Source organism: Kitasatospora phosalacinea (assembly GCF_000717185.1).
GTDB lineage: Bacteria > Actinomycetota > Actinomycetes > Streptomycetales > Streptomycetaceae > Kitasatospora > Kitasatospora phosalacinea_A.
Window position 1 is genome coordinate 77,685 of record NZ_JNYE01000017.1, and the last position, 10,204, is coordinate 87,888.

At 72.3% G+C, this 10,204-nt stretch carries 13 protein-coding genes and 2 pseudogenes; 4 read left to right on the forward strand and 11 right to left on the reverse strand.

Features of this window, described 5'->3' with window-relative positions:
- Positions 1-81: 81 nt before the first annotated feature.
- The 5 genes from OO57_RS39285 to OO57_RS10080 all read right to left on the reverse strand — a co-directional run bounded on the left by OO57_RS39285 (position 82) and on the right by OO57_RS10080 (position 5,131).
- Complete coding sequence (locus OO57_RS39285; RefSeq protein WP_051777084.1) at positions 82-1,074, reverse strand: hypothetical protein; 993 nt, start codon at positions 1,072-1,074, stop codon at positions 82-84.
- Positions 1,071-1,841 (reverse strand): hypothetical protein, encoded by a 771-nt coding sequence (locus OO57_RS10065; RefSeq protein WP_033251988.1) that lies wholly within the window; start codon positions 1,839-1,841, stop codon positions 1,071-1,073. The genes OO57_RS39285 and OO57_RS10065 overlap by 4 nt, the downstream gene beginning before the upstream one ends.
- The gene (locus OO57_RS44645) at positions 1,838-2,737 is read right to left on the reverse strand and encodes a hypothetical protein (protein ID WP_051777086.1); all 900 of its coding nucleotides are present in this window, start codon (positions 2,735-2,737) and stop codon (positions 1,838-1,840) included. Before OO57_RS44645 ends, OO57_RS10065 begins: the two co-directional genes overlap by 4 nt.
- A 34-nt stretch (positions 2,738-2,771) precedes the next feature.
- Positions 2,772-3,617, reverse strand: a complete 846-nt coding sequence (locus tag OO57_RS10075; RefSeq protein ID WP_033251989.1) for a hypothetical protein — start codon at positions 3,615-3,617, stop codon at positions 2,772-2,774.
- A gap of 197 nt (positions 3,618-3,814) precedes the next feature.
- The gene (locus OO57_RS10080; RefSeq protein WP_033251990.1) at positions 3,815-5,131 is read right to left on the reverse strand and encodes a glycerophosphoryl diester phosphodiesterase membrane domain-containing protein; all 1,317 of its coding nucleotides are present in this window, start codon (positions 5,129-5,131) and stop codon (positions 3,815-3,817) included.
- Between the two features lie 297 nt (positions 5,132-5,428).
- Here OO57_RS10080 and OO57_RS45330 point away from each other — a divergent pair, with 297 nt between their 5' ends.
- Positions 5,429-5,608, forward strand: a complete 180-nt coding sequence (locus OO57_RS45330) for a colicin E3/pyocin S6 family cytotoxin (protein ID WP_234337292.1) — start codon at positions 5,429-5,431, stop codon at positions 5,606-5,608.
- Positions 5,596-5,841: a DUF7683 domain-containing protein gene (locus OO57_RS10085; protein WP_158715075.1), complete on the forward strand. Its 246-nt coding sequence runs from the start codon at positions 5,596-5,598 to the stop codon at positions 5,839-5,841. Before OO57_RS45330 ends, OO57_RS10085 begins: the two co-directional genes overlap by 13 nt.
- Positions 5,842-6,144: 303 nt before the next feature.
- Here the strand turns inward: OO57_RS10085 and OO57_RS10090 are convergent, their stop codons facing one another.
- From OO57_RS10090 to OO57_RS10100, 3 genes are all read right to left on the reverse strand, one after another.
- On the reverse strand, positions 6,145-6,537 hold the full coding sequence (locus tag OO57_RS10090; protein ID WP_033251992.1) for a type II toxin-antitoxin system VapC family toxin: 393 nt from the start codon (positions 6,535-6,537) through the stop codon (positions 6,145-6,147).
- On the reverse strand, positions 6,534-6,815 hold the full coding sequence (locus OO57_RS10095) for a hypothetical protein (RefSeq protein ID WP_033252022.1): 282 nt from the start codon (positions 6,813-6,815) through the stop codon (positions 6,534-6,536). Before OO57_RS10095 ends, OO57_RS10090 begins: the two co-directional genes overlap by 4 nt.
- 100 nt (positions 6,816-6,915) lie before the next feature.
- Positions 6,916-8,088 carry a hypothetical protein gene (locus OO57_RS10100; protein ID WP_033252023.1) on the reverse strand — a complete coding sequence of 391 codons (1,173 nt, stop codon included), beginning with the start codon at positions 8,086-8,088 and terminating at the stop codon, positions 6,916-6,918.
- A gap of 95 nt (positions 8,089-8,183) precedes the next feature.
- On the opposite strand from OO57_RS10100, the pseudogene OO57_RS10105 reads away from it, so the two are divergent.
- A pseudogene (locus OO57_RS10105) lies at positions 8,184-8,411 on the forward strand (LLM class flavin-dependent oxidoreductase); the annotation flags it as partial.
- A gap of 49 nt (positions 8,412-8,460) precedes the next feature.
- On the opposite strand, the gene OO57_RS10110 reads toward OO57_RS10105, so the two are convergent.
- A complete protein-coding gene (locus OO57_RS10110; RefSeq protein WP_033251994.1) occupies positions 8,461-8,862 on the reverse strand; it encodes a DNA-binding protein in 402 nt (133 codons plus the stop codon).
- Complete coding sequence (locus OO57_RS10115) at positions 8,859-9,107, reverse strand: type II toxin-antitoxin system CcdA family antitoxin (RefSeq protein ID WP_033251995.1); 249 nt, start codon at positions 9,105-9,107, stop codon at positions 8,859-8,861. The genes OO57_RS10110 and OO57_RS10115 overlap by 4 nt, the downstream gene beginning before the upstream one ends.
- A gap of 62 nt (positions 9,108-9,169) precedes the next feature.
- Here OO57_RS10115 and OO57_RS45340 point away from each other — a divergent pair.
- A pseudogene (locus OO57_RS45340) lies at positions 9,170-9,295 on the forward strand (LLM class flavin-dependent oxidoreductase); the annotation flags it as partial.
- A 107-nt stretch (positions 9,296-9,402) separates the two neighbouring features.
- Here OO57_RS45340 and OO57_RS10120 read toward each other — a convergent pair.
- On the reverse strand, positions 9,403-10,095 hold the full coding sequence (locus tag OO57_RS10120; RefSeq protein WP_033251996.1) for a hypothetical protein: 693 nt from the start codon (positions 10,093-10,095) through the stop codon (positions 9,403-9,405).
- Positions 10,096-10,204 lie beyond the last annotated feature (109 nt).

The window sequence follows — 10,204 nt, forward strand, 5'->3', positions numbered from 1 at the left end:
GGAGCCCGGGTTTCCTCCCCCCACGGGATGACCGCCCCGGCCCGCCCCCTAGGGGAACGGCGGCGGACCGGGCCGCGGCGCTCAGGCCAGCAGGCTGCTCTGCAGCGCCACCACCTGCCGGAACGCCTGCGCGGGCACGCCGTGCGGGTTGGTCATCTGGACCAGCGCGACCACGTCGCCGCTCTGCAACCAGCACAGGCTCCCGGTCGGCGCCCCGCCGGAGCGCTCCTCGGACAGCCGCACGTCCGCCTGCCCGGCCGCGATCGGGTACACCCCGTCGTCGTCCAGGCGGGTGGCCCCGATGTCCTTCGTCCGGTCCATCGTCCGGGCGCCGGCGAAGTAGTCGGCGGCCTCGTCGCCCGACCCGAAGCGGAACAGCCGCAGCTCGGTCCGGGTGCCGTCAGCGGCCGTCCAGCCCTGCGCGGCCGCGCCCCGGCAGGCGTCCGTGGTCAGCCGCAGGGCGTACGCGTCGTCGGTGGCCAGCATCGCGTCCCGGTCGCACGGGATCCAGCGGCCCGCCACCGGCGGCAGGCTCGGCGCCGCGGACGCGGACGCGGAGGGGGAGGGGGAAGGGGAAGGGGAGGCCGAGGGGGAGGGGGACGCGGACGGGGCGGCCGACGGGGTGGTGGCGACCGCGTCCGCCGGGAGGGGCAGCAGCAGCGCCCGCAGGTCCGCCGCGTGCGTCTTCAGCTCGGAGCCGGCCGGCGCCGACGCGCCCACCGGCAGCGGCGGCAGCGTCAGCTCCGGGAACGCGTACCGGCCGTCGTTCGGCGTGGCCAGGCCCGGGACGTCCGTGCGCTCCGGCAGGGTCACCAGCACGGTCGCGGCCGTCCCGGTCACCACCGCCAGCAGCAGCGCCCCGCCGACCTGCCAGCGGCGGCGGCGGTCGGCCCGCGAGCGCTCCGCCCAGGCGCCCGGCTGCCACGGGTCCGGCGCGGCACCCTGGTTGGGATCCCGGGCGGGGTCCTGGGCCGGGTCCTGGGCCGGGTCCGGCACCGGGGTCTCCTCGACGACCGGTCCGATCTGCTCCGACCCGGCGTCCGGGCCGGACCGGGGGGTGGTGTCGCTGCTCATCCGGAGGCTCCCAGTCGGTCCAGTTGCTGACGGAACAGGTCCACGACCTCGTTCTGGTCGAGGGGCGCCACGCCCGAGACCCGCATCTGCGCCAGCAGGTCGCCCTCGGCGGAGTAGCAGGTCAGGTGGTCGAGCTGGTCGCCCGCCACCAGCGGCGGCAGCGCGCAGCGCGCACCCGGGTGGCCCGGCACCTCCGGCCCGCGCCGGAACAGGGCGGTGTCGTCGACCAGCGAACCGAACAGCGCGTTCTGCTCCGACACCGTCTGCCGGTCGAACTGGGTCAGCTTCAGCACCACCATCTGCCGGTCGTCGGTCGGCACCAGGCTGCGCACCCCGACGCCGGTGAAGCGCAGGCTGGAGAGCGCGCCCTCCAACCGGTCCCGGTACTGCTCCGGGACCTCGGACAGCAGTTCCTCCTGGGCCCGTGCCACGTCCCCGGCACCGAGTTCGTCGTCGTTGCCGAGGCCCTTGTAGTCCGGCCCCAGCCGGTACCCGTCGGGCACCGGCAGCAGCAGGTCGAGCAGGCTGCCGAAGTGGGTGCCGCCCGCACCGGTGCCCCACGGGGCGGGCCCGCTCGCCGACGGCGCCGGGGCGGGCGCCGCGACCGCCGGACGGTCCGGCCCATCCGCGTCGTAGTGCACCTTGATGATCAGCTCGCCGACGCCGACGCCGACCAGCGCCGCCGCGAACACCGCCGCCAGCGCCCTCGGCGCCCGCCGCCGCGGCTTCGCCGGGACGGCCGTCCCGGCGGATTCGATGTCCGTCACGCGAGCTTCTCCCACTGGCGCCTGGCGATGTCCTCCAGTTGCGCCCGGTCCACCGGGGCCTTGGCGTAGAGCGCGACGGTCATCACCACGTTGCCCTTACGGGCCAGCGCCTCGCCGTAGTAGTAGGTGTCGGTGCTGCGCGCGTAGTGCAGGGGCTGCTTGCCGATCACCAGGTAGCTGTCGGGGTTGCCCGGGATCGCCGAGACGTCCGAGTCGACGGTCGAGCGCGGGACCGCACCGGTGATCGCCTTCAGCGTCGCCTCCGGCGCGTACTGCACCAGCGTGACCTGGTACAGGTCGTCGCCCGACTTCCAGGAGACCGAGGCGGCCCGGCGGAAGCCCTCCGACAGCATCGAGGTGAACTCGCGCGCGCTGTCGCCGTAGTTCTCCGCCAGGTCGGCCGGGGACAGCCAGCCGTCGCCGTCACCGTCGGTGCGGTCCTCGCTGCCCGCCGGACGCTCGATCAGCAGCGCGCGCAGGTCTCCGTCGATGTCCGGCGGCTGCGGCCCGGCCGCGGCCAGCGCCTTCGCGTCCACCCGCTCGGCCGGGTAGGACAGCTTCGGCGCGGCGATCTCCGGCAGCGGCGTCGGCGGCCGGGACGCCTGGATCGCGTACCCGACCCCGGCCCCGACCACCGGACCGGCCAGCACCGCCGCCAGGAACAGCGTCCCCACCTTGAACCGCGGCTTCTTCCGGACGGGTTCGGCACCGGCCTCGATCACCTCGGCCGCACCGAAGGGGTTCGCGGGCGGCGTGGTGGCGGACGGCCGGGCGAAGGGGTTCGCGGGCGGCGGCGGGACGGGCGGTGGTGCGGACGGCCGGGCGAAGGGGTTCGCGGGCGGCGGCGCGGCGGCGGCCGTCCCGGGCTCCGCCGCGTCCGCGGGTTCGGTGCTCAACTCTGGCTCCTGGGAAGGTGGTTCGGATCGGCCGTCAGCCGTTGGCGAGGCGGTCGCGGGCGCGCTTCATCGCATCGGCGAGCAGCGCCCGGTCGGGGTCTCCCTGCACGTCGACGGTGACCTCGTAGACCACGTCGCCGACCACGCCGATGCCGATCAACTCACCGGTGTACGCCTGCTGTTCGGGCTTGAAGACGTAGCCTTTGGCGTTCGGCACCCCGTCGATGTCGAACGGCTCCCGGTCGTAGCTGCTGTGGTCGGCGAAGCCCTGGGCCCGGTCGGTGCGCTTGAAGCGCTTGAGGTCGACCCGCACCTCGGTCTTCCCGTCCCGGGTGCGGTAGGTGCGGGTGGCCGCGTCCTTGAAGTCCCAGGAGTCGAGGACCTCCGCGATGTCGACGTCCTTGCCGTACCCGGCCTGGATGTCGTCCGTGCTCATCATCGCGCCGTCCGGGGAGCCGTACGGGTCCGCGTCGTCGGGCACCGGCAGCAGGAAGTAGCGCAGGTCGCCGCTGTGCTTGCCGCCCGAGACGCTGCCCTTCAGGGTGCTGGCCGGACGCGGGGCCACGGTCGGCGACGGCGTGGGGCTCGGGGTGCGCACGGGCGTGGGCGACGGGCTCGGGGAGGCCGACGGGGACGCGGCAGCGCTCGTGACCGCGCCCGACGGGGCCGCCGCGACGGCCCGCCCCGGGTGGTCCGGCCTGCCCACCGCGACGGTGACGGCCGCGCTGGCCGCGGTCACCGCCAGCAGCCCGGCCACCGACAGCGCCACCCCGACCGCCCGGGGCAGCCGGCGCGGGGCGTCCGGCGCGGGCCCGGGCTCGGTCGCGGGCTCGGTCGCGGGGCCGGCTGCCGGATCAGGGGACGGTTCGGGAACGGACAAGGGTCTCCCCCCAGGGTTCACATGGCTGCCCGCGCAGCGGTACGAGCCGTCCCCCCGGCCGGCTCGAACGCGGTCGTCAACACGCGGTGCACGAATTATGTGAGACCTGTACTCCCGTCAACAACAAGGCTCCGGGCCCCAACCGACGCAATGACGGCCAATCGGACAACCCGTGACTGAACCGCAACCAGCAGCGGTCAGCTGCCCTCCGGCCGCTCGTCCACGGGCGGCGCGGGCGGCGCAGGCTGCACGGGCTGCACGGGCGGCGCGGGCTGCACGGGAGCGGCCTGCGCGGGGACCGGCGCCGGCTGCGGGTAGCCGTAGGACTCGGCGAGCTGGATGCCCGCGGCCTCGGCCAGCGCGATGTCCAGGCGCTCGTTGCGGATCCGGCGGTCGATGTAGAGCACGCCGTTGGCCAGCGGGACCAGCGGGCCGGTCGCCACCGAGGTGAACAGGCCGATGCCCATGCCGAGCAGCAGCACCAGGGTCATCGTGCCGTGGGTGAGCTGCCCGTCCAGGACCGTCCCCGCGTAGTCGGTCGTGTCGACCGGCAGGGCCACCGCCATGACGATCCGGAGCGGGGAGCTGATGATGCCGGCCGCGAACCCGCCGACGATCGAGATCAGCGCGGTGAGGCCCAGGGAGCGCCACCAGTTGCCCTTGTTGAGCTGCCAGGCCCGGCGGATCGCGGTCTTCGGGCCGCTCTCCTCCAGCACCACCACCGGCACCTGCGGGGCCAGCCGGACCGTCACGTACACGGCGCCGACCACGAGCGCCCCGAACAGCAGGACCATCGCCAGGGCCGCCAGGCCCCCGTCCACCAGGTCGAGCAGGAGCACCGCGACCAGCACCAGCAGGTACGCCAGCAGCACCCCGCCGAACAGCAGACCCGTCACGGCGGTGGTGGTCCGGAGCCGGGGGCGGGCCTCCCGCCAGGCCTGACCGGCCGTCAGCTTGCGCCCGAGGGTGGCCGCCCGCAGCACCACCGTGGCCAGCGGGCCGGCGATCACGTACTGCACCATGACCGCCAGCAGGTACATGCCGCCGATGACCAGGGCCGGGCGGACCACGTCCCACAGCTGCGCGCCGGTGGCGTCCGCGGGGTCCGCGGGGAACGCCTCCAGCGCGTCCGCGAAGGGACCGGAGAGCAGGACGCACACCGTCAGCATCGGCACCGCGAGGATCCCGGCGACCACCACCAGCGGCAGGTAGAGCGCGCTGGTGTAGCGGCGCACGGTGTCGAAGACGGAGCTGAACATCTCGCCGAACCCGAGCGGGCGCAGCGGCAGCACACCGGGCTTCGGCGCGACCGGCGCGACACCCCACGGCCCCTGGCCCCAGCCACCGCCGGTGTTCCACCCCGGCTGCCCGTACGCCGGCCCGTACCCCGGCCAGTGGCCCGGCCCGCCGCCCGGCGCGCCGTACGGCCCCTGGGCCCCCGGTCCGTACGGCTGCCCTCCGTGCTGCTGCCCGTCGTGCTGCTGCTGACCCGGACCGCCGCCGTCCCCGCTCATCCGCACCCCTCCATGAGGCCGTCGGGCCCGACGTTCGGGCTCCGGGTCCGAGCCTAGGGCCCGGTTCGGACCCTCACGGAGGCACCCCTGGCCCGGCTCCCGGCCCCACCACCGGCCCCGCCGGATTCCGAGGAGCTCGCCCATGAGCACCGCCGAGGTCTTCCGCAGCGCCCTCGCCCACGGCACCGCCCCCTGCCCCCGCGCCGGGCAGCCGGGCCGTCCCGGCACGCCTACCACCCGCCCAAGGGCGGCTTGCCGGGCTTGGGCGGCGCCAATCGGGTTCCGCCGAAGGCACCGGTGCAGGGAGGTGGCGGCCTGCGGCCTCGCTGGGAGCACGGGAAGCACATCTACGAGTGGGACTCGCAGCACGGTGAGATCGAGAAGTACAACAAGCAGGGCCAGCACCGCGGTGCTTACGATCCCGTCTCCGGGCAGCAACTCAAGGGCCCCGATCCAGGGCGGAAATGCGTGAAATGATCTGGGTGGTACTCGGTTTCGACCGAAACAGCGCCTCCATGGTTGTGGAATGGGAGCTGCCCGCGAGCTTCACCGAGGACGACGCGGCACAGCTGATCGGGCCGCACCCCGACCTGGTCGGGTCGTCCTTCCCACTCTCGGAGAGCCAGCTCGCAGCGGTCACCCCGCTCCTGGAGGGCAAGCCGGACGGCGATCGGATCGCCTATTTCCTCGAAGTGCAGGACGGTTCCTGAGAAGTCCACTGATGCCTGTTGGCGCAGGGTCGCCGATGCGGTCCTCCCCCTCCGCCGGTGGAGCGAGGGGCAGCAGGTGTGGCGGCGGGCCTAGCAACTCGGCTTCAACCCGGCCTGCACGTACGACCACCTGAACCGGCGGAGCTTCCGGGACGAGCCCTGGTTCGGGTTGCTGCCGACGCTGGCCGTGGCGGCCACGGCGACCGAGCGCATCCGGCTGGAAACGCTGGTGACCTCGGTCAAGCCCCGTTCACCCAGCACGGCCTGACCTGCAAGGACGCAGCAGGTCGTCGAGTGGGACGCTCAGATCGGCTCGACCGCCACCCGCGGGTGGCAGAGTCGGCGGAGATCGTCGGTGTCGCTCGTGACCACGGTGACGTCGCCGCGTTCGAGGTGGGCCGTGGCCGCGAGCATCGCGTCGATGGCGTACTTGTGACCGTGCAACCCTTCGGTCGCGAGCAGCTTGCTCGCGGTGCGTGCGATCTCCTCCGTGACGGGGCGCACCTTGGCCAGCGAGACTGCGTGGTCGAACGCGGCTTGCGGCACTTTCGGGTCACGGGCCTCCACCAGGGTCGCCGCGCTGGTGACGACCAGGAGGTCGAGGTTGCGGGCGACGTCCAGCCAGACCGTCATGTCCCGGTGGCGGCGGGAGAGCTTGGAGAGCGCTTCACTGTCGAGGACGAGCGTTCCGCTCACGCCGCGTCCGCCGGACCCGAGTTGCCGCGGTGGGCGGCGTGGTGGGCTCGGATGCGCTCGGCCCTGGCCGCCACCTCGGCCGGATCGACAGGGCCGTGCTCCGCTTCGGCGGTGGCGATGTACTCGTCGATGGCTTCGCGCTGGAGCTGACGCTGCACGGCCTCCTCGATGTACGAGGAGACCCCCTGCTTCCCGGCGCGCGCGCGAATCGCCTCCAGCGTCTCGGCGCGCAAGGAGACGCTGGTGACCCGGGTCTTGCCGGCGCGCGGAGCATCCATGGGAAAAGTGTAGTACCTCACTTGTGAATCCCGTGCAGCGATGCTCCGGGTTCCGAAGGCCCGGGTGCTCCCGACGGCAGTACGCCGCCCGGGACTACCGTCACCGACCCCCGGCGGCGAGTTCGCCGAGGCGTTCGCCGATCACGGAGACGCCGGGCCTGGGTTCCTGCGCGTAGTACCAGGGCTTGCGCCGACGCAGCAGTTCCTCGCCGTGCTCGGCCCAGCTGAACCCGGGTTGCCGCAGCAGTTTCCGGAAGACCGTGTCGGCCGTCTCCGGGTGGGCCGCGACCAGTCGGCGGATCGGCAGGGGCGTGATCGACTCCTCGCGGAGGTAGGTGCGCAGCAGCTCCTGGTGCTTCCGGCGGCCTGCCAGGCCCGGGTCGGTGAACAGGGACCGCAACAGCCCGTAGTCCGCGTAGAAGTTGAGCCCGTCGACCTCGTCGTAGATGACGCCGACGGTGTCCGAGGCCGCAAGGTCGGGCGGCAGTTCGAAGACCGGGAGATCCGGGCCGGGGAGTCGCTCTCCTCGGCCCCGGCCGGGGTGTGCGGCAGCGGTGGGTTCCTGCCGTCGCCGGTAGTGGGCGTTGATCAGGTTCTCGGTCTCGGCCGGGGAGAGGACGAGTTCGTCGCCGCCGCAGAGCTCGACGAAGGCGGCCCGGTCCTCCCGCATCTGCTGCCAGCCCAGCTCGACCTTCTCGGGGTTGCGGAAGACCAGTTCGGGCTGGCTCGCCGCCAGTTGGACCGCGGCCCGGGCGATCTCGGTGGCGTAGGACCTGGGGTAGTGCTCCATCGCCCCGGAGACCAGCCAGACCCCATCGGCCGGGAGCAGGGGCACCAGGCAGGTGAGGAGGAACCCTCCCTTGGCCACCCCGCGGAACGCGTCCCGCCCGACGTTCGAGTACGCGCGGTACTCCAGGTCGTCGACCAGGTTCAGCAGGACGACGGCGGCCCCGTCCTTCCGCCGGATCTCGAAGATCCCCTCGACGGGATCGCGCCAGCCCAGCACCATCTCCCGGTCAGGCACGGCCAGGCCCCGCCGCCCGGCGACGAACCGGTCCACCACGGTCGCACCGTCCGGCAGGCGGTACCGCAGGAGGAAGTGGTCGATGATCCGGATCGCCTCGGTCTCGTCCAACTGCCGCTCGGGGCCGGCCGCCTCCAGCAGCAGCGGCGTCAACCACCGGTCGAAGCGCGCACTCTGTCCGAAGGCGACCAGCTCGCTCTTCAGCTCGGCGCTGCGATCGATCAGGTCGGCCAGCAAACGCGCATCCATGTCCACGGCACCACGTTAGCGATCGCGCCGATGCCGCCGCTCCGCGTCGCCCGTCCCTCACCCTCGCAAGCCCGCGCGTAGGGTCGGCACCACGGGTGATCCTCCCCGTCCACCGGTGGAGCGAGGGGCAGCAGGTGTGGCGGCGGGCCGAGGAACTCGGCTTCCACGCGGCCTGCACGTACGACCACCTGAGCCGGCGGAGCTTCCGGGACGAGCCCTGGTTCGGGTCGGTGCCGACGCTGGCGGCGGCGGCGGCCTGCGCGACGGAGCGGATCCGGTTGGGGACGCTGGTGACCTCGGTCAAGCCTCGTTCACCCATCACATGCTGACCTGCGAGGACGCGAGCCATGAAGGTCCTGCCCCGTTGTGGGCTCAGATCGCGATGAGCCGGACCCGGTCACCGCAGAGCTTGGCCATGTCGTCGATGTCCGAGGTCAACATGGCCACCGGGCCTGGCTGGCGGAGCGCCATCTCGGCGACGGTGGCGTCGATGGCGTACTTGTGACCGTGCAGCCCGGCCCGCTTGAGAAGCGCCGCGGAGGCTCTGGCCGCGTGCTCGGTCACGGGCTCGATCCTGACCTGCGAGAGCACCCAGTTCAGGCGGGCGGTGTTCGCCTTGGCGTGCGAGATCTCCACGATGGTGTTGGCGCCGATGACCAGGCCGGCTCCCATCGAGTGGAAAACCTTGATCATCGCGAGCACGCCCCGGTCCTGCGAGATCCAGGCGGACATTCCCTGGGAGTCCAGCACGACGGTCTCGATCCGCACACTCACGCGGCAGCCGCTCCGCTGCCCGGCTCGGACGTACCGAGGATCCTCGCGTGTGCGGCGGCGAGTTCCTCTTCCGTGAACGCGCCGTGTTCCTCCTCGTACTGACGGAGTTCTTCTGCGAGCAGTTGATGTCTGATCTGCCGGGCCACCGCTTCCGCGACGTAGCCGGAGACGTTGTCCGTGAGTTTCTTCAGCTCGGCCACCTGCTCCGTGGGCAGGGTGACCGTGATGCGCGTGGTAGCCGCCATGAAGCAAGCATACTGCCGGTATGCACGACCCGGCCGAGCTTTCGGCGGCATAGTGTCGGGCCATGCGACTGAGCACGGTGATCCTCCCCGTCCACCGGTGGAGCGAGGGGCAGCAGGTGTGGCGGCGGGCCGAGGAACTCGGCTTCCACGCGGCCTACACGTACGACCACCTGAGCTGGCGGAGCTTCCCGTTGGGTAGTCGTCCTCAGCAGGTGGCTTCGACACTCTTGCCACATGTGGGGGCAGTGAATGGACTACTCCGGGCGCTGCGTGAGCTTCCCGGCCCGGAGCGCGCTCACTGGGACGAGAGAAAGGCGTAGGCGGCATGGCCGTCGGCTTGTGCGGCATCGTCGCGTAGTTCGCGCCAGGCGGTGTGCTGCGGATCGTGAAGCGCCGTGGCCAGAGCCAGCTTCTTTCGGTCCGACTTCTCCAGCTGACTTCGCATCTCCAACGGGTTCATCGGCAAGGACAGGAGGAACGCCAGGTCACGATAGTGCCGGTCGGGAGGCGCGGTTTTGATACTCAGCGCAGCAGCCTTGGCAATGATCGCTCCCAACAGGCTCGGGCGGTGGATGGTGCCCAGGCGTGCGCCGAGTCGTACCTGGACCGATTCGGTGCGCTGCACGGCTTGGCGGCCCCCAGGCACTTCCAGGGTCCGACCTGGCGGAGTGGTTGTCAGGTCCGTCCGTACTCCCAGCCTGTCCGGGGCCAGCACGTCCACCACCAACAGCCCGGGCGCTTCACCGCGCTGATAGCGGTGCAGCAGGTTGCCTTGAGGGGACATGCCCGAGGGGGCGAACCCGAGATCACCAAGACAGCCCACCAGTCGGCGCAGGCTCTGTTGGTCGGCTTGCACGTCCGCGAGCACATCCAGGTCGGCGCTGGCGGCCGGCGGCGTTCGGCCGTGTTCCAGGCCGTGCAGCAGGACCATTTGCCCGCCGATCAGAGACCATGCCCGCGGCACTCGCTCCGACAGGTCCAGTAGCACGTTCCACAGCTTGAAGTTCCCCCATGATCTTGGACACTCGTTCCTACGCGGCGAGGGTGTGTCGTTGTCGGGTCTCGTGCGGGGTCAGGTAGCCCCAGCTGGGGTGCTT

What these genes read in the sequence shown, in the direction of transcription:
- OO57_RS10085 (WP_158715075.1), top strand. Translation starts at nt 5,596, where the DNA reads ATGCGTGAAATGATCTGGGTGGTACTCGGTTTCGACCGAAACAGCGCC.
- OO57_RS10095 (WP_033252022.1), bottom strand. Translation starts at nt 6,815, where the DNA reads ATGGATGCTCCGCGCGCCGGCAAGACCCGGGTCACCAGCGTCTCCTTG.
- OO57_RS39285 (WP_051777084.1), bottom strand. Translation starts at nt 1,074, where the DNA reads ATGAGCAGCGACACCACCCCCCGGTCCGGCCCGGACGCCGGGTCGGAG.
- OO57_RS10115 (WP_033251995.1), bottom strand. Translation starts at nt 9,107, where the DNA reads ATGGCGGCTACCACGCGCATCACGGTCACCCTGCCCACGGAGCAGGTG.
- OO57_RS10100 (WP_033252023.1), bottom strand. Translation starts at nt 8,088, where the DNA reads ATGGATGCGCGTTTGCTGGCCGACCTGATCGATCGCAGCGCCGAGCTG.
- OO57_RS10080 (WP_033251990.1), bottom strand. Translation starts at nt 5,131, where the DNA reads ATGAGCGGGGACGGCGGCGGTCCGGGTCAGCAGCAGCACGACGGGCAG.